Origin of the sequence: Rhodococcus sp. NPDC127593, from assembly GCF_042671975.1 — a bacterium.
GTDB lineage: Bacteria > Actinomycetota > Actinomycetes > Mycobacteriales > Mycobacteriaceae > Rhodococcus_F.
Genome location: NZ_JBHXWI010000002.1, coordinates 190,037 through 215,006, shown reverse-complemented (window position 1 = coordinate 215,006; position 24,970 = coordinate 190,037). Strand labels below are relative to the sequence as shown.

Annotated in this window: 17 protein-coding genes, 1 pseudogene and 1 riboswitch; of the genes and pseudogenes, 8 read left to right on the top strand and 10 right to left on the bottom strand. The window is 67.7% G+C overall.

What is annotated here, in order from left to right:
• Positions 1-166 precede the first annotated feature (166 nt).
• From ACFVJ3_RS02690 to ACFVJ3_RS02675, 4 genes are all read right to left on the bottom strand, one after another.
• Positions 167-928: an IclR family transcriptional regulator gene (locus ACFVJ3_RS02690; protein ID WP_378450579.1), complete on the bottom strand. Its 762-nt coding sequence runs from the start codon at positions 926-928 to the stop codon at positions 167-169.
• An 18-nt stretch (positions 929-946) separates the two neighbouring features.
• A complete protein-coding gene (locus ACFVJ3_RS02685) occupies positions 947-2,299 on the bottom strand; it encodes an MFS transporter (RefSeq protein WP_378450578.1) in 1,353 nt (450 codons plus the stop codon).
• Between the two features lie 107 nt (positions 2,300-2,406).
• Complete coding sequence (locus ACFVJ3_RS02680) at positions 2,407-3,684, bottom strand: hypothetical protein (protein ID WP_378450577.1); 1,278 nt, start codon at positions 3,682-3,684, stop codon at positions 2,407-2,409.
• Positions 3,685-3,804: 120 nt separating this feature from the next.
• Positions 3,805-4,458 carry a TetR/AcrR family transcriptional regulator gene (locus ACFVJ3_RS02675; protein ID WP_378450576.1) on the bottom strand — a complete coding sequence of 218 codons (654 nt, stop codon included), beginning with the start codon at positions 4,456-4,458 and terminating at the stop codon, positions 3,805-3,807.
• Between the two features lie 76 nt (positions 4,459-4,534).
• Here ACFVJ3_RS02675 and ACFVJ3_RS02670 point away from each other — a divergent pair, with 76 nt between their 5' ends.
• Together ACFVJ3_RS02670 and ACFVJ3_RS02665 are read left to right on the top strand one after the other, a co-directional pair.
• The gene (locus ACFVJ3_RS02670) at positions 4,535-5,428 is read left to right on the top strand and encodes an SDR family oxidoreductase (protein WP_378450575.1); all 894 of its coding nucleotides are present in this window, start codon (positions 4,535-4,537) and stop codon (positions 5,426-5,428) included.
• Positions 5,429-5,458: 30 nt separating this feature from the next.
• The gene (locus tag ACFVJ3_RS02665) at positions 5,459-6,970 is read left to right on the top strand and encodes a flavin-containing monooxygenase (protein ID WP_378450574.1); all 1,512 of its coding nucleotides are present in this window, start codon (positions 5,459-5,461) and stop codon (positions 6,968-6,970) included.
• Positions 6,971-7,002: 32 nt separating this feature from the next.
• Here the strand turns inward: ACFVJ3_RS02665 and ACFVJ3_RS02660 are convergent, their stop codons facing one another.
• Together ACFVJ3_RS02660 and ACFVJ3_RS02655 are read right to left on the bottom strand one after the other, a co-directional pair.
• A complete protein-coding gene (locus tag ACFVJ3_RS02660; RefSeq protein ID WP_378450573.1) occupies positions 7,003-8,076 on the bottom strand; it encodes a YihY/virulence factor BrkB family protein in 1,074 nt (357 codons plus the stop codon).
• Positions 8,077-8,118: 42 nt separating this feature from the next.
• Positions 8,119-10,554 carry a response regulator gene (locus ACFVJ3_RS02655; protein ID WP_378450572.1) on the bottom strand — a complete coding sequence of 812 codons (2,436 nt, stop codon included), beginning with the start codon at positions 10,552-10,554 and terminating at the stop codon, positions 8,119-8,121.
• A 197-nt stretch (positions 10,555-10,751) separates the two neighbouring features.
• Between ACFVJ3_RS02655 and ACFVJ3_RS02650 the strand changes: the two genes are divergently transcribed.
• Positions 10,752-12,098, top strand: coding sequence for an MFS transporter (locus tag ACFVJ3_RS02650; RefSeq protein WP_378450571.1), 1,347 nt, complete (start codon positions 10,752-10,754; stop codon positions 12,096-12,098).
• A gap of 75 nt (positions 12,099-12,173) precedes the next feature.
• On the opposite strand, the gene lpdA is transcribed toward ACFVJ3_RS02650, so the two are convergent.
• Together lpdA and lipA are read right to left on the bottom strand one after the other, a co-directional pair.
• Positions 12,174-13,547, bottom strand: coding sequence for a dihydrolipoyl dehydrogenase (gene lpdA / locus ACFVJ3_RS02645; RefSeq protein WP_378450570.1), 1,374 nt, complete (start codon positions 13,545-13,547; stop codon positions 12,174-12,176).
• Between the two features lie 34 nt (positions 13,548-13,581).
• Positions 13,582-14,541: a lipoyl synthase gene (gene lipA, locus ACFVJ3_RS02640; RefSeq protein ID WP_378450569.1), complete on the bottom strand. Its 960-nt coding sequence runs from the start codon at positions 14,539-14,541 to the stop codon at positions 13,582-13,584.
• A 289-nt stretch (positions 14,542-14,830) separates the two neighbouring features.
• Positions 14,831-14,921, top strand: a riboswitch (glycine riboswitch).
• 196 nt (positions 14,922-15,117) lie between these two features.
• Here lipA and gcvP point away from each other — a divergent pair.
• The 5 genes and pseudogenes from gcvP (at position 15,118) to ACFVJ3_RS02615 (ending at position 22,197) form a co-directional block, all read left to right on the top strand.
• Positions 15,118-17,997, top strand: coding sequence for an aminomethyl-transferring glycine dehydrogenase (gene gcvP / locus ACFVJ3_RS02635; protein ID WP_378450638.1), 2,880 nt, complete (start codon positions 15,118-15,120; stop codon positions 17,995-17,997).
• On the top strand, positions 17,994-19,109 hold the full coding sequence (gene gcvT, locus ACFVJ3_RS02630; protein WP_378450568.1) for a glycine cleavage system aminomethyltransferase GcvT: 1,116 nt from the start codon (positions 17,994-17,996) through the stop codon (positions 19,107-19,109). The genes gcvP and gcvT overlap by 4 nt, the downstream gene beginning before the upstream one ends.
• 39 nt (positions 19,110-19,148) lie before the next feature.
• Positions 19,149-19,553 (top strand): glycine cleavage system protein GcvH, encoded by a 405-nt coding sequence (gcvH, locus tag ACFVJ3_RS02625; RefSeq protein ID WP_378450567.1) that lies wholly within the window; start codon positions 19,149-19,151, stop codon positions 19,551-19,553.
• The gene (gene glyA, locus ACFVJ3_RS02620) at positions 19,550-20,818 is read left to right on the top strand and encodes a serine hydroxymethyltransferase (RefSeq protein WP_378450566.1); all 1,269 of its coding nucleotides are present in this window, start codon (positions 19,550-19,552) and stop codon (positions 20,816-20,818) included. The genes gcvH and glyA overlap by 4 nt, the downstream gene beginning before the upstream one ends.
• 4 nt (positions 20,819-20,822) lie before the next feature.
• A pseudogene (locus tag ACFVJ3_RS02615) lies at positions 20,823-22,197 on the top strand (L-serine ammonia-lyase).
• Between the two features lie 40 nt (positions 22,198-22,237).
• On the opposite strand, the gene ACFVJ3_RS02610 reads toward ACFVJ3_RS02615, so the two are convergent.
• Positions 22,238-23,746: a carboxyl transferase domain-containing protein gene (locus ACFVJ3_RS02610; protein ID WP_378450637.1), complete on the bottom strand. Its 1,509-nt coding sequence runs from the start codon at positions 23,744-23,746 to the stop codon at positions 22,238-22,240.
• Positions 23,746-24,942 (bottom strand): CaiB/BaiF CoA transferase family protein, encoded by a 1,197-nt coding sequence (locus ACFVJ3_RS02605; protein ID WP_378450565.1) that lies wholly within the window; start codon positions 24,940-24,942, stop codon positions 23,746-23,748. The genes ACFVJ3_RS02610 and ACFVJ3_RS02605 overlap by 1 nt, the downstream gene beginning before the upstream one ends.
• Between the last annotated feature and the right edge of the window lie 28 nt (positions 24,943-24,970).

Genomic DNA, 24,970 nt, shown 5'->3' with positions numbered 1-24,970 from the left:
ACCTTCCCTGGAGTGTCGGCACTCGATCGGACATCGGCGAAAGCACTGGTGTGTAGTGTTTTTCGGCTCGCAATGCGTGATCGGTGACGGTGTGTTCGTGACAACCACTCTGACCGATCCGAGAGCCGAGTCACAGCGCGACTTCAATGGATGGAAAGGGACTCTGTCAGTGCCGCGATCCGCGCGTCATCGCCCGGGTGATGCCGCGCGACGCCGTCGTCAGCGCCGCGACCACCGACTGCGGGTTGGCCTGATCGTGCGGTATGACGACGGACAGGGCGGCGATCACCCTGCCACCGTCGCTGTCGCGCACGGGCACAGCGACTCCCGTCGCACCCGGGGTGATGAGACCGGCGGCCACCGCGAAGTGCTGGTGCCGGACCTCGGCGAGGAGACGTCGCATCTGGTCGGGATCGGTGACGGTGGCGTCGGTGTAGCGTTCGAGCGGCTGCGACAGCAAATTGTCCTGCACGTCGCGGGAGGCGTTGGCCATCAGGACCAGACCGGACGAGCAGGCGTGCACCGGAAGACGTCCGGCGATCTTGGTGACGTTGACGACGGACCCGCGGGTGGAGAGCCGTTCGACGAACAGCACCTCGTTGCCGTCGAGGATGCCCAACTGGGTGTGTTGCTTGATCGCGGCGTTCACGTCCTCCATGAACGGCATCGCGGCTTCGCGCAGGCTCAGGGTGTGTGAGCCGCGGGAGCCCAGTTCCCACATCCGCACGCCAATGCTGATACGGGTGTCGTTGCGTTCGAGGAGGCGGTACTTCACGAGTTCCCCGACGATACGGTGCGCCGTCGCGACGGGAAGGTCGGACCGACGCGCGATATCGGACACCGACAGGGACGGTGTGTCCGCGTCGAAGGAGGACAGAACCCTCACGACGCGGGCAGTGACCGATTCTCCTGTCGGTGTCCGTGACATCGCCCTATTGTCCTCCGGCTACTCCTGAGGAGTAGCCGGACGCCCGAGTTCGGCCAGCGGCACCCGGTACGTCTCGCGGGCGGTGAAGGCGGCGACGGATGAGACCAGCATGCAGAGCGCCGTGAACACTGCGACGGGGATCCACGCGTTCACTCCGGTGCCCAGCAGTGCCCAGCCGATCGCCGGGGCGAAGCCGGCGATGAGGAAGCCGATCTGCGTACCGACCGCGAAACCGGAGTAGCGCACCGGCGCCGCGAACATCTCGGTGAAGAAGCTGGGCCACAGGCCGTTCACCATCGAGTAGAACAGCGTCATCGTGAACAGCGCGGCGACGAAGATCAGCGGAATGGAGCCGACCGAGATGGCCCAGAAGTACCCGAAGATCGTCACGGCGCACCCGAGGGCACCGGTGATCCAGACGGGGCGGCGTCCGACGCGGTCCGACAGTTTGGCGAGCAGCGGGATCGCGACGATGGAGCCCGCGATCGACACCGACGACGCCCACAGCATCGTGGTGCGGTCGATGCCGACGTCGGGTCCGGTGGCGTAGGCGAGCCCGAAGACCGTGAACACGGTCTGCCCGACCGCGAACAGCGAACACAGCGCGATCCGCAGGACGTCACGCCACTGGGTGGTCAGGACGGCGACGACGGGCAGCTTCTGAACTTCTTCCTGCTCGCGTGACTCCTCGAACACCGGAGTTTCGTCGAGCTTGGTGCGGACGAAGTAGGCCACCACGAGCATCACCGCGCTGCACCAGAACGGAATTCGCCAGCCCCAGCTGTCGAGTTGGTCTTTCGGCAAGGCGGCAACGGGGATGAAGACGAGGGTCGCGAGGACCATCCCGGCGGCGTATCCGGTCATCGTGAAGCTGGTGAAGAACGCCCGTCGTCCCTCCGGTGAGTGCTCGAGCGTGAGGGTGCTGGCGCCGGCGGCCTCACCACCCGCGGAGAATCCCTGCGCGAGGCGGCACAGCACGAGGAGGATCGGGGCGGCGATGCCGATCTGCTCGTACGTGGGCAGGAATCCGATCGCGAGACTGGACAGGCCCATGATGAGCAGGGTCAGCAGCAGAATCTTCTTGCGGCCCAGCTTGTCTCCGAAGTGGCCGAGCACGATTCCGCCGACGGGCCGGGCCACGTAGCCCACGCCGAACGTCGCGAGCGCGGCGACCGTGCCGATCGCGTCGTTGCCGGCCGGGAAGAACGTGTGCCCGAAGACGAGGGCGGCGGCGGATCCGTAGATGAAGAAGTCGTAGTACTCGAGCGCACTTCCGAGGAACGACGCGAGCGCCGCCTTCTTCGGCGTCTTCGCGACCTCGGTGGGTGTCGCGGTCGTCGGGCTGTCGTGCGTGACGGCGGATACGTTCATCGACTCTCCTGCGATCGGGCCTGGCGTGGTGTGACACAACGTGCCAACCGCGCCCACGCGTGCGCAACGTCACATCCATCCATTGGAAAGTCGGCATCGTGCCCCGCCTACGGCTGCGCCGGGGACAACTCCCAGCCGGCGCTCATGTCGCGGGCGAGGTCGGGTACCCGCCGCAGCACCCGCTGGCTCTCCACGAAGTCGCGGAACGGGATCGCGAGCAGGGCCCGCAACTCTCCCGGACGGCCCTCGGCGAGCCGCTGGTAGGACGACGCGATGTCACCGACGATGTACTGCCAGCGCGGTTCGCGATCGGCCCAGTTGAAGCCGGGCAGGGGCGTGCGGAGACGATAGGCCGAGCCGTTCACGTCGCCCGCCACCGACATCGGCGAAACCTGTCCCGGTGCGCGCGAACCGGGAACCGAGGGTTGCGCCGCGAGGGTGGTGGCGTAGGTGAGTGCGCGGCCGACGCCGTCGCGGGCTGCCGCGGTGACGTCCCACTGATCGGCGATGATCTGATTCTGCTCACGCGACGCCATCCGGAACAGGGCGTCCGCGTAGCCCGCCGGAGAGCCGGAGAAGATGCCGTTCCAGGCGATCTCGGCGTTCTCGTCGAGCAGTCCGGCGGCGGCCATCTCCTCGACGGCGGCCCGGCCCTCGTTCAGGTACGCCTCGTGCATGGGCACCATGTCGAAGTAGATGTGCTTCTGCATCATCAGCAGGCGCTTCTGGTACCAGTCCATGTCGTCGGCGGTCATCGCCGGGCCGACGGTGGCGAGCGTTCTCGGGTCCGTCGGCAGGAGTGTCATCGCCTCGCCGGGCAACCCACGGACCGTGGACGCGAAGGCGTTGCCCAGGGTGTGGACGGCGTCGACTCCGAGCACGCTGCGGCCGAGGTCGAGGTCCCAGAAGCCCGCGGCGAACGACCCTCCCGCCAGCCCGGCCATCCCGGACCAGTAGAGCTCGGCGCGTTGAAGTTGGTACCGGCCGTAGTTCTCGTACACCCGGTCGACCACCGCAGCATTGGCAATCAGTCCGGCGTTCGGATCCCACGCGGCCAGGTCGATGCCGGACGCCTCGGATCCGCGGGACAACCAATACTGTTGCAGCAAAGACGAATACCGCGCCGGCGCGACGCCGTCGGAGCGGGCGGCCGCCAGCGCGGCACCGAGTACGGCGGAGTCGGTGGGCAGCCGGGGGTCGAGTCCGCCGATCGACTCCGCCGCCGCGTTCGCCGGCGTGATGTCGAGCAGGCCGTCGTAGCCGGCGGCGTGCGCGACGATCGGAGTCGGCGTAGCGAGCGCGACCACCCCGAGCAACGCGATGAGCACCGCGCGGATCGTCGTATTGCGGACCCACCGTGATTGGCAGTGCACAGCACCGGACATGTCAGGTATTTAACAACATATATGTGATGCCGTCAGGGGTTTGCCCGGATTCCCACCGGCGCACGCAATCCCAGGTCAGCGCACGTGAGTGGCAAAGCGTGCGCCCGGACGCCGCGCCACTCACATGGGCGGGGTACCGAGTTGCCCCAGGACGGCCGAGAGGATGGTGTGCGCGCTGCCGATGACGGACTCGATCGGCTGCGGGTTCTCCGCCAGCACCCACTGCTGGGCGATCATCAGCACGGCTCCCACCAGGCCGGTCGCGAGGGTGCGCAGGTGGAAGTCGGGAAATGCGGTCCGGTCGACGGCCGGACCGATGACGACGAGAACGGCGTCCACGAACGACAGGGTGACGCGGCGGTAGGCGTTGTCGACCTCAGGCCCGACGCCGAGGACTTCCTGGAATGCGATCCGCGGGATCCGCGGGTCGTCGGCGACGGATCGGAAGAAGGCGGTGAGTGCACCGCGAACCCGCGCGTCGAGATCGGCGCCGCCGGCCCCCGCTCCGTGCAGGACGCTGTCCCGCAGGCGGTCGGTCACGCTTGCGTACGCGGCCAGGAGGAGGGCCTCGCTGTCGTCGAAGGACTCGTAGAAGTAGCGCTTGGTGAGCCCGGCGGTCGAACAGATCTTCTCCACCGTCGCGGACCGGTATCCGCTGGTCCCGAACACTTCGACGGCCGCGTCGACGAGGCGCACGCGACGCTCTTCCTGACGCTGGCGCGGACCCGCACCGCGGTAGGTGCGGCCCGTTTCGTCGAGCTTGGGCGAACTCACGCCCCCATATTGACACCGCACAGTTCCAGATACAAACTGACACCAAACGGTGCCAGATCACACGCCAGGAGATCCCATGCCCACGCTCAGGAACAAAGTCGCTCTCGTCACCGGGGCAGCGCGTGGCATCGGAGCCGAGACGTCCCGCGCCCTCGCCCGCAAGGGCGTCAAACTGGTTCTGATCGATCTGGACGCCGAGCCGCTGAACGCCCTCGCCGCCGAACTCGGTGACGACGTCGCGATCGCCGTAGCCGCGGACGTCTGCGACCTTGCCGCCGTACAGAAGGCCGTCGACGACGGTGTTGCGAAGTTCGGCGGCATCGACCTCGTTGTCGCGAATGCCGGCATCGCAAGCTACGGCTCGGTGATGCAGGTCGATCCAGCCAGGTTCAAACGGGTCATCGACGTCAACATCCTCGGCGTCTTCTACACCGTCCGCGCTGCGCTTCCGTCCGTGATCGAGCGCAAGGGCTACATACTGATCGTCTCGTCGCTCGCCGCGTTCGCACCCGCGCCCGGTCTGGCCGCGTACTGCGCGAGCAAGGCCGGCGTCGAGCATTTCGCCAACGTCCTGCGTCTCGAAGTCGCGCACCGCGGTGTCGCCGTGGGCTCGGCCCACATGTCGTGGATCGACACCCCGCTCGTCCAGGACGCGAAAGCCGACCTCACGGCGTTCAACCAACTTCTCGCGGTCCTGCCGGGACCGGTCGGCAAGACGTCGTCGGTGGGTCCCTGCGTCGACGCATTCGTCGATGCCCTGGCCAAGCGGAAACGCCGGGTCTATGCGCCGCGGTGGGTCGCGCTCGCCGGCTGGCTGAAGTCGGTGGTGACCTCGCGCGTCGGCGATCGCAACACGCTGCCCCACGTCCCCCGCATTCTTCCGCTGATGGACGAGGAGGTCGCGAAACTCGGCCGGTCCACCAGCGCACGTAATGTCGCTCTCGACGACGTCGCCGTAGACCCGAAGTAACCCCCCTTCCCAGCCAGCGAGAGAGTGTTCATGTCACACACCGAGACCGCCGCCGAGACCACCGCGGCCAAGGCGCCCGTCGAACACGTCGACGTGCTGATCATCGGGGCCGGACTGTCCGGGATCGGTGCCGCGTACCACCTGCAGGACAACTTTCCCCGCCGGACGTACGCAATCCTGGAGAGCCGCGAATCGATCGGTGGCACGTGGGACCTGTTCCGCTACCCCGGCATTCGCTCCGATTCCGACATGTACACCCTCGGCTACCGGTTCCGCCCGTGGGAGAACGACAAGTCGATCGCCGACGGGCCGTCGATCCTCGAGTACGTCAAGGACACGGCGGCTGAGCACGGGATCGACCGGAACATCCGGTTCCGGCATCGGGTGATCCGCTCCGAGTGGTCCACCGCCGACTCGCACTGGACCGTCGACGCCGAGCGCACCGACAGCGGTGAGAAGGTCCGGTTCACCGCCGATTTCCTGATGTCCTGCAGCGGCTACTACCGCTACGACGAGGGCTACACTCCCGAGTTCCCCGGAATCGACCGGTTCGGTGGTCGCGTCGTCCACCCGCAGCAGTGGCCCGAGGACCTCGACTACGGGGGCAAGCGGGTCGTCATCATCGGCAGCGGAGCCACCGCGGTGACGCTGGCGCCGTCCATGGCTGCCGACGCCGCACACGTGACCATGCTGCAGCGCTCGCCCACCTACATCATCTCGATGCCGGCCAAGGACAAGCTGGCCAACAAGCTGCGGCGGCACCTGCCCGCCAAGCTCGCCTACGGCCTCACCCGCCTGAAGAACGCATCGGTGGCAACCGCGATCTATCAACTGTGCCAGCGATACCCGGAATTCATGAAGGGTCGCATCCGGCAACTCCAGGAGAAGTGGCTGCCGAAGGGGTACGACATCGACACCCACTTCACGCCCCGCTACAACCCGTGGGATCAGCGACTATGCCTGGTGCCCAACGGGGATCTGTTCCGCTCCATTCGGAACGACGAGGTGTCGATCGTGACCGATCACATCGACACCTTCACCGAAACCGGTATCACGCTGAAGTCCGGCGACGAGCTGCGCGCCGATGTCGTCGTCACCGCAACAGGTTTGAACCTGCTCGCGTTCGGCGGGATGACGCTCGCCGTCGACGGCCACGACATCGACCTCACCGAAACCATGGCGTACAAGGGGATGATGCTCAGCGGGGTGCCCAACTTCGCGTTCGTCATCGGGTACACCAACGCGTCGTGGACGCTCAAGGCCGACCTGGTGTGCGAGTACGTCTGCCGTCTGCTCGCGCACATGGACGCGAACGGGTTCGCGCAGTGCGCCCCGGAGCGCGACAGTTCGGTCGAGGAGGAGCCGTTCCTCGACTTCGCCGCCGGGTACGTGTTGCGGTCGGTGGAGTCGTTCCCGAAGCAGGGTTCGAAAGCGCCGTGGCGGCTGCGGATGAACTACTTCCGCGACCTGGTGACACTGCGGCACGGCAAGATCGTGGACGATGCCATGACGTTCAGCGGGTTGCGGCTCCGCCGCCCGTGAGTACTTGTTAACCACGGGCGGTTAATAAGTACTCACGGGCCCGGAGGGCACACGGCTTCGACGTCGGACGTATCGCCGTCACTCTCGCGTAGCGCCTTGCCCTGCTGCACGTACTGCTCGTACTTCTCCGCGTTCTTGTCGGAGACCCGTGTATCGCGAGGCGGCAATTGCAGTTCGTCTTCGGCCGGCATGCCGGCCTGCAACTCCCGTCCGCGTTCGAGTTCGGCATCCAGTTCCGCGCCGAAGAGCAACGCCAGATTGGTGATCCAGAGCCAGAGCAGGAACACGATCACGCCGGCCAGGGAGCCGTAGGTCTTGTTGTAGCTGCCGAAGTTGGCGACGTACAGACCGAACAAGACCGACGCCAGGATCCACGTGACGATGGCGAGGAACGCGCCGGCGCTGATCCAGCGAAACTTCGGTTGCTTCACGTTGGGCGTGACGTAGTAGAGGATGGCCACGGCTACCACGACGATGCCGAGGACGAACGGCCAACGCGCGATGTTCCAGACGGTCAGGGCGGTATCGCCGAATCCGATCGCGTCACCCAGCGAGCGGGCGACGGGGCCGCTCAGAGCGAGCATCGCCGCTGCGGCGGCCACCAGCACCAGACCGACGACGGTGACGGCCAGCATCAGGGGCCGGAGCTTCCACACGGGACGCCCCTCCTCGACTTCGTACATGCGGTTCATCGCGCGTCCGAACGCCCCGATGTAGCCGGACGCCGACCACACCGCACCCAGCAGGCCGAGAACGAGGGCCATTCCCGCGGTCGGCGTCGCGACCAGTTGCGCGATGGGGTCGCGCAACGTGTCCACGGCGGAGGACGGCCCGAGATCGTCGACCATCTGCAGGACCGCATCGGTGGTGCGCTGCCCTTGACCGAACACACCCAGCAACGAGACCAGCGCCAGCAGCGCAGGGAACAGGGAGAGGACCGCGTAGTACGTCAGTGCGGCGGCCAGGTCGGTGCACTGATCGCGCGTGAACTCGTGCGCCGTCTTCCTGATGACGTACCACCAGGAAGGCTTAGTCAGGTCCGCAGGCGAATCCGGCTTACGCGGATCGTCGGGTTCCGGTTCGGCGTGCTGATGATCGTCGTTCATCGGTCACGCCTACCCGAAACGCGCCTCAGGGAAACTGCGGCTCTATTTGCGGTCGGTGCCCGCGGCGAAGTTCGCGACCACCTCCGCCGCGATTTCCCGAAGTTTGACGTTGCGATTCTGCGAATACGACGAGAGCTTGTCGAAGGCGGTGTCGGCGTCGCACTGGAAGGCGGCCATGGTCAGCCCGACCGCTTGGCTGAGGGTTGTCCGCGTATCCAGCGCCGTGCGCAGTTGTTTCGACTCGAGCTCACTGTCCGTGATCAGAGTTTCACGAAGCCACGACATTTCGAGATGAACACGCACCCGCGCGACGAGTTCGTTCGGCTGAAACGGTTTGACGATGTAGTCGTCGGCTCCGTGGTTCAGCCCGTCGACGGTCGACTCCGTTCCCGCCCGGGCGGTGAGCAGAACGACCGGTAGCCGTGCCGTCGACTGCTCCGATCGCAGCTCCCGCAGGAAGTCGATGCCGTCGCGACCGGGCAGCATGATGTCGCTGAGCACGAGATGCGGCGGACGGGCGGCGACGTGCTTCAGCGCGGACTCCGCGTCGGCGACGGGGTCGACGTCCCAGCCCTGCTCCTGCAGCAATCGGGTGAGGTACGCCCGCAGGTCCGGGTGGTCTTCGACGAGCAGGATGCGGCGGCGGTCCGCCCCACGTTCGTTCGATACCGCGACCTCGGCGGACGGTTCCCGCTGGTCGACGTCGCCGAAGGGCGTCACCGCGCCGACGGGTCGGTCGGTCGCGCGCGGGGTCACGCCGTCGGGCGCCGGGATCCGCGGTATGCGGACGGTGAAGGTGCTGCCCCGGCCCGGTGCGCTGTCGAGATCGACGGAACCGCCGAGCGCAGCGGCGAAATCGGCCACCAGGGAAAGTCCGATGCCGACGCCGCCACTGCCCGACCCGCGGGCCTCGACGCGATAGAACCTGTGGAATACGCGTTCCTGTTCCTCGGCCGGAATTCCGACACCCGTGTCGGTCACGCTCAGCACCAGCCGGCCGGTGTCCTGGCGGAGCGCGACGGACACGGATCCGGACCGGGTGTACTTGACCGCGTTCGACACGAGGTTCAGCACGATCCTCACCCACATCTCGCGGTCCAATTCGACCGGACCGGAGCCTTCGTCGATATCGGCCCGGAGTGCGAGTCCGGCCTGCACGGCGGCGGAATCGAACATGCTCACGCAGTCGGCCGTCAACCGGCCGACATCGGTCGGCTCCGCGCGCGGCAGAAGCTGGCCGGCTTCCGCCTTCGACAGATCGAGCAGGTCGTCGACGAGCTGCTGCAGCCGGACCGCTGCCCGGTAGGCGGCCGCGATCGCGTCGCGCTGATCTGCGGGCGACTCGTCCCCGGTCCGCTCGCGCAATGCCTCGAGGGGTCCGAGCAACAGGGTCAGCGGGGTACGGAACTCGTGACTGACGTTCTCGAAGAACCGCGTCTTCGCCGCGTCGAGTTCCGCCAGCGCAGCGGCGCGGTCGCGTTCGAACTCGTAGGCCAGGGCGTCCGAGATCAGGGTCGACACCTTCGCCGTGACCAACTCGGCGAAGCCCCGATATGCGTCGTCGAACGCGCGATACGGACTGATCCCGAGCACCAGCACACCCACCGGTTCCGCGTGACCCGTCACGATCAACGGGCACAGCCTCACCTCCGTCACCGCCTTGGTCGCGGCGGGCTCGAGCTCACCCGGCGCCCGGCCACGGTGGCGGGTGACGTCGGTCGCTGGGATCCGGGCGGGCCTGAACTCGCCGTCGTCGTCCACCCCCACGGCACCGACGAGCACGAGGTCTTCGGCGGCGTCGTCACCCGAGCCGCCGACGACCTCGCGACGGAGATAGATCGCGGCCAGCGGAACGTCTCGTCCGCTGTCGCCGAGTACCCGCACGACCGCACGGCAGGCATCGACGAGCGGATCGTCGCCGCCTGCGGTGGAAACGGTGCCCAGTTGCCGCAGAGTCTCCAGTCGACGCTCGCCGAGCACGGTCGCGGTCACGTCGGTCGTCGCCACGAAGACCCCGGCGACATTCCCGTCCTCGTCCTGCACGGGACTGTAGGAGAACGTCCAGTACGTCTCCTCGAGGTACCCGTGCCGCAGCAGGTACAGCGGCTGATTCTCCGTATAGGTCGCCGCACCACCCGACATCACCTGCTCGGCGAGCGGACCCACCTCGTCCCAGATCTCCGCCCAGCACTGCGCACCGGGTTCACCGATCGCGGCCGGGTACTTGGCGCCGAGGACCCGGGTGTACGAGTCGTTGAAGATCTGCACGAGCTCAGGCCCCCACCAGAGCAACATCGGAACCTCGGAGGGCAGCACGGTCCGTACTGCCGCCCGCAACTCGACAGACCAGGTCTCGACGGGCCCCAGCGGCGTGGCCGCCCAATCGGTGCGGCGTAGCCGCTCCCGTGTCTCGCCCGGCCCGGCGAACAACCGATCCGCCGACCAGGAATTACCGAAACCCGAGCCAGTCACATCCATGGACCTTTCGCCCACTGCCGGTCGCCCGGAGTCTTCCAGTTGTCAACAGGGAAATCATGGCCCAGTACCGCATCCAACCGCTACTTCTCGTATTCCGACATTCGGAAGCGAAGTTGGAAACGAGTGACCTGTCCGCCACGGTAGGTGAGTCGTGAGCCACATCACAGCCCACCTCCGAGGAAGAGCAGGTCCAGCGCATGCAATTCGACCTTCGCGAACGCATCGACAGCAGCCCGATGACGCGCTACCAATGGGGCGCCATCGCCATCTGCGGTCTACTCAACGTGCTCGACGGTTTCGACGTCCTCGTCATGGCGTTCACCGCGCAGTCGGTGTCGCAGGAGTGGGATCTGTCCGGCTCGGTCGTCGGCCTCCTGCTCAGCGCCGGACTGTTCGGCATGGCAGCGGGGTCGCTGTTCCTGGCGCCATGGGCTGACACCATCGGACGCCGCGCGATGATCCTGCTGTGTCTGGCACTCGCGTCGACGGGCATGCTGCTGTCGGCGGTCAGCCAGAACGCAATGCAGCTCGGCCTGCTCCGGGCCCTCACCGGCGTCGGCATCGGCGGAATCCTCGCCAGCAGCAACGTCATCGCCAGTGAGTACGCGTCGAACCGCTGGCGCGGGCTCGCCGTGAGCCTCAATTCCACCGGTTACGCCGTCGGCGCCACCCTCGGCGGAATCATCGCGGTCGTCCTGCAGAACTCGCTCGGCTGGCGCTCGGTGTTCCTGTTCGGCGGGCTGTGCACGGCGGTGATCATCCCCGTCGTCTACGCCCGGCTCCCCGAATCGATCGACTTCCTGCTCGTCCGGCGGCCGGCCAACGCACTCGACCGGATCAACGCCTTCGCCCAGCGGGTCGGTCAGCCGCGACTCGACGAACTGCCCGCACCGCGCGCCGCCGCCACCGGGGACGCCGGATTCGCGATGCGCGTCCTGCTGTCCCCGCAGCGCCGCCGCAGCACGCTTCTGGTCTGGTTCGCGTTCTTCATGGCGATGTTCGGCTTCTACTTCGTCACCAGTTGGACCCCGAAACTGCTGGTCGAGGCCGGCATGTCCGCGAACCAGGGCGTCACCGGCGGAGTGCTCCTCAACCTCGGCGGCATCTTCGGCGCCACCCTGCTCGGGGCGCTGTCCGCGCGCTTCGCCCTGAAGCGGGTGCTCATCGCCTACATGGCGATCGCGGGCGTGCTGCTCGTCGTCTTCGTCCCCGCCACCGCGTCCATCGTCATCGCGTTCGGGCTCGGCGCCCTGATCGGCGTCTTCGCAAACGGCTGCATCGCCGGGCTGTACGCAATCACGCCGTCGGTCTACTCGCCTGCCGTCCGGGCCACCGGTGTCGGCTGGGGAATCGGCATCGGCCGCGTCGGGGCCATCGCGTCCCCGATCGTCGCGGGCGCCCTCCTGGACCGCGACTGGTCGCCCACCCAGCTGTACATCCTCGTGGCCGCGTCCTTCGTCCTCGCCGGAATCGCCGTGTCGCGACTGCGATTCGAGAAGACCAGCGTGGACGCCACCGCGGACGCACCGCTGTCTACCCACTGAGGCGGCTCCGCCACCCGTGCGCCTTTGTGGTTGCTGGAACAACCAGAAAGGCGCACGGGCCCGGAGGGCCTAGGCTCAGCCGTGGACGTGGAGTGGCTTGCCGGCCACTGCCATCAGCGCCTCACCGAGCGCCTCACCCTGCGTGGGGTGGGCGTGCACGAACTTCGCGGCCTGCGCGGCGCCGACCTCGAAGTTGTAGAGCAGCTGCGCCTCGCCGATCAGCTCGCCGACTCGGTCGCCGACCATGTGCACGCCGACGACCACCCCGGTCGGCGCCACCACGAGTTTGACCGCCCCCGACGTCTTCAGGATCTGACTCTTGCCGTTGCCGGCGAGGTCGTAGGTGACGGTCTCGACGTTCTCGCCGAACTTCTCCCGCGCCGCGGTCTCGGTCAACCCGACGGACGCGACCTCGGGGTGGGAGTACGTGACGCGGGGGATGCCGGTCTCGTCGATGACGTCCGGACGGAGCCCGGCGATCTCCTCGGCCACGAAGATGCCCTGCTGGAAGCCGCGGTGGGCCAACTGGAGCCCGGGGACGATGTCGCCGACCGCGAAGACATTGGGCACCGTGGTGCGCAGTCGATCGCTGGTCACCACGAATCCCCTCTCCAGCATCACCCCGGTCTCCTCGAACCCCATGGACGCGGTGTTGGGGCCGCGCCCCACCGCGACCAGCACGACGTCGGCGTCGAGCACGTCGCCGGAGTCGAGGGTGACGGACACCGCATCCTCGTCCTGCGTCACCTCCGTCACCCGCACACCTGTCTTCGCGGCGATCTTGCGGCGACGGAAAGCCCGTTCGAGGTACTTGGAGATCGTCTCGTCCTCGTTCGGCACCAGCCGCGGCATCGCCTCGACGATCGTCACCGACGCACCGAACGAGGCCCAGACACTGGCGAATTCGACGCCGATGACACCGCCGCCCAGGATGATCGCCTTCTTCGGGACCGACGGCAGCACGAGCGCCTCATCGCTGGTGACGACCCGGCCGCCGATGCTGATGCCGGGCAGCGTCTTCGGCGACGACCCCGTCGCCAGGACGACGGCGCCGCCCGTGATCAACTCGCCGTCGACCTCCACCCCGTTGGGTCCGACCAACCGTCCGCGCCCGTTGACGATGGTGATGCCGTACGAGTCGACGAGTCCCTGCAGCCCCTTGTGCAGTCGGGTGACGATGGTGTTCTTGTAGCTCAGGACCTTCTCGAGGTCGACACCGTCGAACGTGACGTCGACACCGAACTGCGAAGCGGTGCGGGCACTGTCCGCGACCTCGGCGCAGTGCAGCAGCGCCTTCGTCGGAATGCACCCCTGATGCAGGCACGTGCCGCCGAGTTCGTTCTCCTCGACGAGAATGACCGAACGGCCCAGTTCGGCCGAACGGATGGCGGCCGCGTAGCCACCCGAACCGCCGCCGAGGATGACGACATCTGCAGATCGCGTAGACATGGGAACTCCTTGCTGGAACGGAAGAAAATCGGGATCAGTGAACTGCGGTCGCGGCGAGGGCCTCGGCGTGCAGGCGGCCGGCCCGGTAGGACGAGCGCACGAGCGGACCGGACAGGACGCCGAGGAATCCGATCTCGCGGGCGATCCCGTCGAGCATGACGAACTCGTCCGGCTTCGCCCACCGCGACACCGGATGGTGCCGGGCCGACGGACGCAGATACTGCGTGATCGTGATCAACTGGCAGCCGGCGGTGTGCAGGTCCCGGAGTGCCTGAATCACCTCGTCCGTGGTCTCCCCCATCCCGAGGATCAGGTTCGACTTGGTGATCAGACCGTCCTCCCGAGCCCGCGTGATCACCTCGAGGGAACGCTCGTAGGTGAAGGCGGGGCGGATACGACGGAATATCCGGGGAACGGTCTCCACATTGTGCGCCAGTACTTCCGGGCGGGTGCCGAACACCTCACGTAGCTGCCCGGGGTCGGCATTGAAGTCGGGGATCAGCAGTTCGACGCCGGTGCCCGGGCACAGTTCGTGAATTTGCCGCACCGTCTCTGCGTACAGCCAGGCGCCGCCGTCCGGCAGGTCGTCGCGGGCCACGCCGGTGACGGTGGCGTACCGAAGGCCCATCGTCTGCACCGACTCCGCGACCCGCCTGGGCTCGCCCCGATCGAGTGCGGCGGGACGGCCGGTGTCGATCTGGCAGAAGTCACATCGCCGGGTGCACTGGCTTCCGCCGATGAGGAACGTCGCCTCACGGTCCTCCCAGCATTCGAAGATGTTGGGACAGCCCGCTTCCTGACAGACGGTGTGCAGGTTCTCGCGTTCGACGAGGGCGGCGAGGTCCCGGTATTCGGGCCCCGTCCGCATCTGCACCTTCATCCACGACGGTTTGCGTTCGACCGGGGTCTGGGTGTTGCGGACTTCGAGGCGGAGCAGTCGGCGGCCGTCAGGGGCGAGCGGAGCGACGGGGGGTGGCTCAGGGTGTGCAGTCATGTGGGGAACTCCTATGACCGGTCGAAACCGGTCGGTATGCGACGTCGAGGCGCGCGGTCGGCAGCGCGGCACCGGGAAGGGTGAGTGTGAGCGGGGAGAGCGAGCATGCATCGACAACCGTTGCGGCTGCGGGTATCTGGGCTCCCATCGCCCGGCGTGTGCGGTCACGTCCGAGCGAGGATCCATCGAGGATGCCAAACGACGAGGACTTTTGGCAAGACCGTCGGTCCGAGGAGACAAACCCGCGGCGCCTGTGTACTGTTTGGCAAACCACAACTGAAGACGCCGTTGACGCGCAGCGGGAGAACCTCCTTTCGGAGGCGCCGTAGGAGCAACTTCCTCCCCGGGAATCTCTCAGGCCCCAGTACCGCAGCGCAGAGGCAACTCTGGAGAAAGCGTCGGCCTCAGGGCCGGAACTTACCGAAGGTGAAGAGCACGCCGCAGTTGCGGTGCGCCCAAACTCTCAGGTTTCAGGACAGAGCGGGGAGGTGCCCCTTGTCGATGTCCGGTGCGGTCCGGACTCAACGAAACCGGAGTCACCTCGTGCCAGCAGAAACCCGCACCGCCACCCACGGCGTGCCCCTCACCAGCGACTTTCCGTCCCGCCACATCGGTCCCGATGCCTCCGCGTCCCGGCGCATGCTCGGCGCCCTCGGTTACGACACCCTCGCGAACCTGATCGACAGCGCAGTGCCGGAGCAGATCCGCAGCTCACAGCCCTTGAATCTGCCCACCGCGCGGTCCGAGCAGCAGGTTCTCGCCGACCTGCGGGCACTGTCGGAGCGCAACGAGACCCGCGTCCAGATGATCGGCCTCGGATACTCCGACACCATCACTCCCGCAGTGTTGCGCCGGAACATGCTCGAGTCCCCGGCCTGGTACACCGCCTACACCCCGTACCAGCCGGAGATTTCCCAGGGCCGGCTGGAGGCGCTGCTGACGTTCCAGACCGTCATCGAGGATCTGACCGCCCTTCCCCTGGCCGGCGCCTCGCTGCTCGACGAGGCGACCGCCGTGATGGAGGCGGTGCTGCTGATGCGGCGCGCGAACAAGTCGAAGTCCGGCACCAACCGCGTCGTCCTCGACGCGGACTGCCTGCCGCAGACGCTGGCCGTCGTCCGGGGACGAGCAAAGGCGGTGGGCATCGAGGTGGTGGTCGCGGAGCTGTCGGGGGAACTGCCCGACGGTGACATGTTCGGGGTGGTCTTCCAGGCGCCCGGCGCGAGCGGAGCGGTGCGCGACCTGGCTCCGATGATCGCCGACGCCAAGGCGCGCGGCGCGCTGACCACCGTCGCGGCGGATCTGCTGTCGCTGACGATCCTGACGCCACCCGGCGAGCAGGGCGCCGACATCGCGGTCGGGTCGGCCCAGCGTTTCGGTGTGCCGCTGTTCTTCGGCGGACCGCACGCCGGCTACATGGCCGTCCGCAGCGGGCTCGAGCGCATGCTGCCCGGCCGCCTCGTCGGAGTGTCCGTCGACGTCGACGGGAAGACCGCCTACCGGCTGGCTCTGCAGACCCGCGAACAGCACATTCGGCGTGACAAGGCGACCAGCAACATCTGCACCGCGCAGGCACTGCTCGCCAACGTCGCCGCGATGTACGCCGCCTACCACGGACCGGAAGGGTTGCGTGCCATCGCGAACCGGGTACACGCCCACGCGTCGACCATCGCCGCAAGCCTGCGCGCCGCCGGTCACACGATCGTCCACGACAGCTTCTTCGACACGGTTCTCGTGCGGGTCCCGGCGGGTGCCGGGGCGATTGTGGAATCGGCCGATCGCGACGGCATCAACCTCCGCCTCGTCGACGCCGATCACGTTGCGATCGCCTGCGACGAGTGCACCACCGACGACATCGTCCGGCGCGTGGTCGCCGTGTTCGGCGCGCAGACCACGACCCTCGCGGTGCCCGAAATGCCGTCGACACTCGCCAGGACATCGAACTACCTGCAGCACGGCGTGTTCCACGAACATCGCTCGGAAACCGCGATGCTCCGCTTCCTGCGCACACTGTCGGACAAGGACCTCGCCCTCGACCGCACCATGATCCCGCTCGGATCGTGCACCATGAAACTGAACTCGGCTGTCGAGATGGAACCGATCAGCTGGCCCGGGTTCGCGTCCATCCACCCGTACGCCCCGGTCGCACAGACAGCCGGCTACCTCGAACTCGTCGCCGACCTGGAACGGTGGCTCGGCGAGATCACCGGCTACGATCGAGTGTCGTTGCAGCCCAACGCCGGATCGCAGGGTGAGCTGGCCGGGCTGCTCGCGATCCACGGCTATCACGAATCCCGTGGCGACTTCGGACGTAACGTCTGCCTCATCCCCCAGTCCGCGCACGGAACGAACGCCGCATCCGCGGTTCTCGCGGGCATGAAGGTCGTCGTCGTCGCGACAGCGGAGAACGGCAACATCGACTTGAGCGACCTGCGCGCCAAGATCGCGGCGCACGAGGGTGCGGTGGCCGCCATCATGCTGACCTACCCGTCCACGCACGGCGTGTACGAGAACGACGTGCGGACGGTCTGCGATCTGGTTCACGAGGCCGGCGGGCAGGTGTACGTCGACGGCGCGAACCTCAATGCGCTGGTCGGTCTCGCACAGCCCGGCAAGTTCGGTGGCGACGTCTCACACCTGAACCTGCACAAAACGTTCTGCATCCCGCACGGCGGCGGCGGTCCCGGTGTGGGGCCCGTCGCGGTGCGCGAGCATCTCGCTCCGTTCCTGCCCGGCAATCCGCTGGGCGGCGACGACCTCGGCACCCCGGTGTCGGCGGCCAACTACGGATCTGCCGGAATCCTCCCGATCACCTGGGCGTACATCGCGCTGATGGGTCCGGACGGGCTGACGAGTGCCACCGAAACCGCGGTGCTCGCAGCCAATTACGTAGCCAGATCGCTCGATCAGCACTTCCCCGTCCTCTACACGGGACCGTCCGGTCTGGTGGCACACGAGTGCATCCTCGACCTCCGGCCGGTCACCAAGGCGACCGGCGTCACCGCCGAGGATGTGGCAAAGCGATTGATCGACTACGGCTTCCACGCACCCACCCTGTCGTTCCCCGTCAACGGGACGCTGATGGTGGAGCCGACCGAGTCGGAGGACCTGGCCGAACTCGACCGTTTCATCGAGGCGATGATCTCGATCCGCCGCGAGATCGACCTGGTCGGGGACGGCGTGTGGCCGCTCGAGCGCAGCCCGCTGCGTCAGGCCCCGCACACCGCCGAACAGGTGACCGCCGACAATTGGGATCTGCCCTACCCGCGCCACCTCGCCGCCTACCCCGTCGCGTCGCTTCGCGCCACCAAGTACTGGCCCCCGGTGCGTCGCATCGACGGCGTCCACGGCGACCGCAACCTCGTGTGCTCGTGCCCCGCGCCCGAGGCCTTCGAGAACACCACCGACACCGACACTTCGGCCATCGCCGAGACCCCCGAGGAGGCCTTCGCATGACCCTCACCACGACGCCCGCATCCCCGCTGCTCGGCGAGCACGGCGCGCTCGGAGCCCATTTCACCGACTTCGCGGGCTGGCAGATGCCGCTGAAGTACGACAGCGAACTCGCCGAACACCGCGCCGTCCGGACCGCGGCGGGGCTGTTCGACCTCTCGCACATGGGCGAGATCGCAGTCACCGGCCCCGAGTCCGGAGCGGTCCTGGATTACGCTCTGGCCGGCGAACTCTCGAAGATCGGTGTCGGCCGGGCCAAGTACTCCCTCCTGTGCAACGCGGACGGCGGGGTCATCGACGATCTCGTCGTCTACCGTCTCGCCAACGAGCACTTCCTCGTGGTCGCCAACGCGGCGAACGCGCCGGCGGTGTCCCGCGAAGTGGCGGCACGCGCCGAAGGCTTCTCCGCGAAGGTCGACGATCAATCCTCGGAGACCGCGCTGATCGCGGTGCAGGGACCGGTCGCGCAGGACGTCGTGCAGTCCCTCGTTCCCGCCGAGCAGGTGAAGACGGTGGCGGAGTTGAAGTACTACGCCGTCACGCGCGCAGTGGTCGCCGGCATCGACGTCCTCCTCGCCCGCACCGGTTACACCGGAGAGGACGGCTTCGAGCTCTACGTGCCGAACGACCTGTCCGTGCAGTTGTGGCGCGCACTGCTCGACGCCACCACGGCCCGCGGCGGCGTCCCCGCCGGCCTCGCCTGCCGCGACACCCTCCGCCTCGAGGCCGGAATGGCGTTGTACGGCCACGAACTGAACCTCGAGACGAATCCGTACGAGGCCGGGCTCGGCAAGGTGGTCCGGCTCAACAAGGACTTCATCGGCCGCGATGCCCTGCAGAAGTTGTCGGATCAGGCGCCGCGGCGGGTGCTGGTCGGCCTCGCCGGAACCGGGCGCCGGGCCGCGCGTGCCGAGTACACCGTGTTCGACGCGGCCGGTGAGTCGGCGGTCGGCACCATCACGTCGGGGGCGTTGTCTCCGACGCTCGGGTATCCGATCGCGCTCGCTTTCGTGGACGTCGCGTTCCGCGAATCCGGCACCGAGCTGACCGTGGACATCCGTGGCAAGAAGGAACCGTTCGTGGTCACTCCGTCGCCGTTCTACCGCCGCTCCTGAACCGTTCCCACTCCCTTCAGCCCTGGAAGAGGTACCGCCATGCCTTCAGCAGCTTTCCCCGACGACCGCAGCTACACCGACGACCACGAGTGGGTCCTGATCGAGCCGGGCGCGACGCTCCCCGACGAACCGGTCCGGGTCGGCATCACGTCGGTCGCCGTCAACTCACTCGGCGAGCTCGTCTTCGTCGACCTGCCAGAGGTCGGTTCGACCATCGTCGCCGGTGAATCGTGTGGCGAGGTCGAGTCGACGAAGACCGTGTCCGAGCTGTACCCGCCGGTGAGCGGCCGCGTCACGCTGATCAACACCGCCGCCGTCGACGACCCGGGACTGGTCACCTCGGATCCCTATGGCGAGGGCTGGCTGTTCGCCGTCCAGCCGTCCGCCGCCGGCGAACTCCTCACCGCAGCCGAGTACGCCGAGAAGAACGGGGTGCAGGTATGAGCGTCCTGAACCGCGACCTCGCGGATTTCGATCCGGACGTCGCCGCACTGGTCGGCAAGGAACTCGAGCGTCAGCGCACCGGCCTCGAGATGATCGCGTCGGAGAACCACGCACCGCTCGCGGTCATGCAGGCGCAGGGTTCGGTGCTGACCAACAAGTACGCCGAGGGCTACCCGGGCCGGCGCTACTACGGCGGCTGCGAGCACGTCGACACGATCGAGCAGCTCGCCATCGACCGCGTCAAGGCGCTGTTCGCCGCCGAATACGCCAACGTGCAACCGCATTCCGGTGCCACCGCGAACGCGTCGGTGATGCACGCGCTGATCACACCGGGCGACACGATCCTCGGACTGTCCCTCGCCGACGGCGGCCACCTCACTCACGGCATGCGCCTCAACTTCTCCGGCAAGCTCTACAACGTCGCCGCCTACGGGGTGTCCGAGCAGGACTACCTCATCGACATGGACGAGGTGGCGAAAGCGGCGCGCGAGCACCGGCCGCAACTGATCATCGCTGGCTGGTCGGCCTACCCCCGGCACCTGGACTTCGCCCGCTTCCGGGAGATCGCCGACGAGGTCGGCGCGTACCTGATGGTCGACATGGCCCACTTCGCCGGTCTGGTCGCCACCGGATTCCACCCGTCCCCCGTCCCGCACGCACACGTCGTCACGTCGACGACGCACAAGACGCTCGGCGGGCCCCGCGGCGGCATCATCCTGACCAACGACGCGGCCATCGCGAAGAAGATCAACTCCGCGGTGTTCCCCGGCCAGCAGGGCGGTCCGCTCGAGCACGTGATCGCAGGCAAGGCAACGGCATTCAAGATGGCGGCCGAACCCGAGTTCGCGGAGCGTCAGGAACGCTGCCTCGACGGTGCGAAGGTGCTCGCCGAACGGCTCAGCCGGCCCGACGTCAAGGAAGCCGGAATCAGCGTCCTGACCGGCGGCACGGACGTGCACCTCGTCCTCGTCGACCTGCGGGATGCCGGCATCGACGGGCAGCAGGCCGAGGACCGCCTCGACGCGATCGGAATCACCGTCAACCGCAACGCCGTCCCGTTCGATCCGCGGCCGCCGATGGTGACATCCGGTCTGCGCATCGGCACACCGGCACTCGCCGCCCGCGGCTTCGGCCGGGACGACTTCGTGGCGGTCGCCGACCTGATCGCCCAGGCCCTCGTCGCGCCCGGCGACGCGGACACGTCCGGATTGGCCGCCCAGGTCCGGGCATTGGCCGACAAGTACCCGCTCTACCCGGGCCTGTAATCCCATGACCATCAGTGTGTTCGACCTGTTCTCCGTCGGCATCGGACCCTCCAGTTCGCATACCGTCGGGCCGATGCGGGCGGCGGGCACGTTCGTCGACGACCTCGACACACTCGGCCTCCGCGGGAACGTCGCCGGCGTCCGCGTCGATCTGTACGGATCGCTCGCGGCCACCGGCGCCGGCCACGGCACCATGTCGGCGATCCTCCTCGGCCTCGAAGGATATCGGCCGGAGACCATCGCCACCGAGGAGATGGAGACGCGGCTCGACGAGGTGCGGGCGAGCCGGCGGATCCGCCTCGGCGGGACGGTCGACATCCCACTCGCCGAGGACGAGATGGTGCTGCACCCGTTGACGGTCCTGGACTATCACCCCAACGGCATGACCCTCACCGCCACCGGCATGGACGGTCGCGAACTGCACGCCCAGACGTACTTCTCGATCGGCGGCGGATTCGTCGTCACCGCCGGAGGCGTCCGTCGGCGCCGGCGGGAATTCGCTGTCGTTCGGGTCTGCACGCGAACTGCTCGACCTCAGCGAGCACTACGGGCTCACTATCAGCGAAATCATGCTCGAGCACGAACGCGCCCTCCGGCCCGAACCGGAAGTCCGGGCGCGGCTCCTGCACATCCGGGACGTGATGGTCGAATGTCAGCAACGCGGAATCAGCCGGGACGGGTACCTGCCCGGCAGTCTGCAGGTACGCCGCCGCGCCCGCGGCTGGTACGAGCGGCTGCACGAGGAGGATCCCAGCCGGGACCCCGCGTTCGCCGAGGACTGGGTGAACCTGGTGGCCCTTGCCGTCAACGAGGAAAACGCGTCCGGCGGGCGGATCGTCACCGCCCCCACCAACGGGGCGGCCGGCATCATCCCGGCGGTCCTGCATTACGCACTGCACTACACCCCGGCGGGGAAGGCGGACCCGGACGGCACGGCGGTGCGATTCCTGTTGGCGGCCGGCGCAATCGGATCCCTCTACAAGGAACGGGCCTCGATCTCCGGGGCCGAGGTGGGCTGCCAGGGCGAGGTCGGGTCCGCGGCGTCCATGGCCGCCGCCGGGCTCTCCGAGATCCTCGGCGGCAGCCCCGAGCAGGTGGAGAACTCGGCGGAGATCGCGATGGAACACAGTCTCGGTCTCACATGTGATCCCATCGGCGGCCTCGTGCAGATCCCGTGCATCGAGCGCAACGCCATCTCGGCGGGCAAGGCGATCAACGCCGCCCGGATGGCTCTGCGCGGCGACGGCACCCACCGAGTCAGCCTCGATCAGGTCATCGAGACCATGCGGGCCACCGGCGCCGACATGAGCTCGAAATACAAGGAGACCTCCACCGGTGGTCTCGCCGTCAACGTGTCGGTAAACCTCGTCGAATGCTGACCGCGGTGCCGTGGATCCGATCGGGATCCCCGGCATCGCGTCACGCAGGTGCGGGCTGCAACAGACCGATCCGGTCGAATCGCTCCGCACGGTCGGAGAGTCGCTGGGTGGTGTCTGTCGCATCGAGGAGCGACAGCTCGCGGTGGAGCACCGCACCCACCCGGGTGCAGAATGCCGTTGATTCGTCTGCCGCATCGGGGAATTCGGGGATGACCTCGTCCACGATGCCGCTCGCGAGGAGATCGGACGACCGGATTCCCTGCCGGGCGGCCATGTCCGGTGCGTGCGCGATGTCGTGGTGCAGGATCGCGCTCGCGCCCTCGGGTGGCAGGGGCGACAGCCAGCCGTGCTGGGCCGCGAGCACCCGGTCGGCCGGGATCAACGCCAGCGCGCCGCCGCCGGTGCCCTGCCCGAGCAGCAGGGAGATGGTGGGGACGTCGAGGGAGACCATGTCGGCGATGCAGCGCGCGATCTCGCCGGCGAGACCTCCTTCCTCCGCTTCCTTCGACAATGCCGCTCCCGCGGTGTCGATGACCGTCACCAACGGCAGGTTCAGTTCCGCCGCCAGCCGCATTCCCCGGCGCGCTTCCCGCAGGGCGCCCGGGCCGAGTGGTGACCGCGTGGTCTGCCCTCGACGGTCCTGGCCGAGCAGGACACACGGCATGTCACCGAACCGGACGAGAGCGAGGATCAAACCCGGGTCGACCTCACCCTGACCGGTTCCGTTGAGCGGAAGAACATCCGACGCGGAGTGGAACATCACCTCACGCACCCCGGGCCGGTCCTCGCGACGCGAGGCGACCACCGAATCCCACGCGGGGACGTCCGGCAGAGTCTCGTACACGGGGGCGTCGGCAAGCGACGGCCGGCCGGCACGGCTGGACGTGATGATGCGCAGCGCGCGGTCGACGATCTCGGCGAGCTGATCCGGCGGACGCACCGCGTCGATGAGTCCGTGTGCATGGAGGTTCTCGGCGGTCTGGACACCCGCCGGGAACGGCGCCTCGTACAGCGCCTCGAACACCCGCGGTCCGAGGAAGCCGACGAGCGCTCCCGGTTCCGCGATGGTGACGTGGCCCAGCGATCCCCAGGACGCGAACACACCGCCGGTCGTGGGGCTCCGGAGGTAGACGAGATACGGCAGATGCGCCTCCTTGTGCTTGATCACCGCCGCCGTGATCTTGACCATCTGCAGGAATGCGGTCGTTCCCTCCTGCATTCGCGTGCCACCCGACGTGGGCAGGGCGAGCAACGGAAGGCGTTCGCGCGTGGCGCACCGGATCGCGGCGACCAGACGCTCGCCTGCGGCCACTCCGATGGAGCCGCCGAGAAAACCGAATTCACAGACGAGGATTGCCGTTCGGCGGCCGCGGATGGTGGCCACCCCGGTCAGCACCGCCTCGTCGAGGCCGGTCTTCTCCTGTGCGCGCACAAGTTCGTCGGCGTACTCGGAGTCCGCCGCAACCTGGATCGGGGGCGTGTCCCACGATTCCCAGGTGCCGGCGTCGACCACCAGGTCGAGCAGTTCGGGAGCGGTCAGGCGAGTCATCAGCTGCACTCTTTCAGCCACGACATCACGGTGTCGTTGTCCGCGCCGAGGACCGGCGGTGCGGTGTGCCGGGTCTCGGTGACCTCGGTGCCGTCCGGTTCGAAGAACCGCAGGGGCGGGCCGGGCAGCGTGATGTTGCCGAGGGTGCGGTGGTCGACGTCGACGAGCAGCCCCTGCGACTTGGTCTGCTCCCATTCGTAGACTTCGGAGATCGTCCGAACGCGTCCCGCGGGCACCCCGATGCGGTCGAGTTCGACGAGAAGTTCGTCGCTGGTGTACGCGCCGAACGCATCCTCGACCAGTTCCAGTACCTGCTTGTGGTTCTCGACGCGTTCGGGATTCGTGGCCATACCGGGGGTGTCCGGATCGAGGTGGAAGCCCGCACAGAACCTCTTCCACAGCCCTTCGCTGCCGACGGAGATCTGCACGGCGCCGTCGGCGGTGCGAAACAGCCCGTAGGGCGAGATCGAGGGATGGTGGTTGCCCTGCGCCTCGCCGACCTCGCCGGCGACGGTCCACTTCGTCCCCTGGAAGGCGTGCACGCCGACGACACTGGCCAGCAACGACGTTCGCACGACGCGGCCCCGGCCGGTGCGCTCGCGTTCCTGCAGGGCCGCGACGACACCGAACGCCCCGTACATGCCGGCGAGCAGGTCCGCGATCGGCACGCCCACGCGCTGGACTTCGTCGGGGTTCGGTCCGGTCAGCGACATCAGTCCGGCCTCGCCCTGTGCGATCTGGTCGTATCCCGCGCGTCCGCCTTCGGGTCCGTCGTGCCCGAAACCGCTGATGGACAAGACGACCAGGCGGGGGTTCAGTTCCGCGAGACGTTCGGTGGTGAATCCCAGGCGGTCGAGGACGCCGGTGCGGAAGTTCTCCATGAGTACGTCCGCGCGCCGGACGAGGGACTCGAGGGTGGCCCGTCCGTCTTCGGCCTTGAGGTCGAGGGTGATCGACTTCTTGTTCCGATTCGCCGACAGGAAGTACGTCGATTCCCGCTCTGCGTCGGCCGGCTCCACGAAGGGCGGCCCCCACCCGCGGGTGTCGTCGCCGCCGTGCGGGGTTTCGATCTTGATGACGTCCGCGCCGAGGTCGCCGAGCATCATCGCCGCGTGGGGGCCGGCGAGTGCGCGGGTCAGATCGACGACGACCACTCCTTGCAGCGGACCTGTGCGCTCCATCGTGTTCGTGGACATGTGAAACCACCGTTACTTCCTGGCGAGA

Bases quoted from the DNA above. Each gene is read 5' to 3' on its own strand.
- ACFVJ3_RS02605 (WP_378450565.1), bottom strand. From the start codon at position 24,942: ATGTCCACGAACACGATGGAGCGCACAGGTCCGCTGCAAGGAGTGGTC.
- ACFVJ3_RS02690 (WP_378450579.1), bottom strand. From the start codon at position 928: ATGTCACGGACACCGACAGGAGAATCGGTCACTGCCCGCGTCGTGAGG.
- ACFVJ3_RS02610 (WP_378450637.1), bottom strand. From the start codon at position 23,746: ATGACTCGCCTGACCGCTCCCGAACTGCTCGACCTGGTGGTCGACGCC.
- ACFVJ3_RS02650 (WP_378450571.1), top strand. From the start codon at position 10,752: ATGCAATTCGACCTTCGCGAACGCATCGACAGCAGCCCGATGACGCGC.
- lipA (WP_378450569.1), bottom strand. From the start codon at position 14,541: ATGACTGCACACCCTGAGCCACCCCCCGTCGCTCCGCTCGCCCCTGAC.
- ACFVJ3_RS02670 (WP_378450575.1), top strand. From the start codon at position 4,535: ATGCCCACGCTCAGGAACAAAGTCGCTCTCGTCACCGGGGCAGCGCGT.
- gcvT (WP_378450568.1), top strand. From the start codon at position 17,994: ATGACCCTCACCACGACGCCCGCATCCCCGCTGCTCGGCGAGCACGGC.
- glyA (WP_378450566.1), top strand. From the start codon at position 19,550: ATGAGCGTCCTGAACCGCGACCTCGCGGATTTCGATCCGGACGTCGCC.
- ACFVJ3_RS02655 (WP_378450572.1), bottom strand. From the start codon at position 10,554: ATGGATGTGACTGGCTCGGGTTTCGGTAATTCCTGGTCGGCGGATCGG.
- lpdA (WP_378450570.1), bottom strand. From the start codon at position 13,547: ATGTCTACGCGATCTGCAGATGTCGTCATCCTCGGCGGCGGTTCGGGT.
- gcvH (WP_378450567.1), top strand. From the start codon at position 19,149: ATGCCTTCAGCAGCTTTCCCCGACGACCGCAGCTACACCGACGACCAC.
- ACFVJ3_RS02680 (WP_378450577.1), bottom strand. From the start codon at position 3,684: ATGTCCGGTGCTGTGCACTGCCAATCACGGTGGGTCCGCAATACGACG.
- ACFVJ3_RS02660 (WP_378450573.1), bottom strand. From the start codon at position 8,076: ATGAACGACGATCATCAGCACGCCGAACCGGAACCCGACGATCCGCGT.
- ACFVJ3_RS02685 (WP_378450578.1), bottom strand. From the start codon at position 2,299: ATGAACGTATCCGCCGTCACGCACGACAGCCCGACGACCGCGACACCC.
- ACFVJ3_RS02665 (WP_378450574.1), top strand. From the start codon at position 5,459: ATGTCACACACCGAGACCGCCGCCGAGACCACCGCGGCCAAGGCGCCC.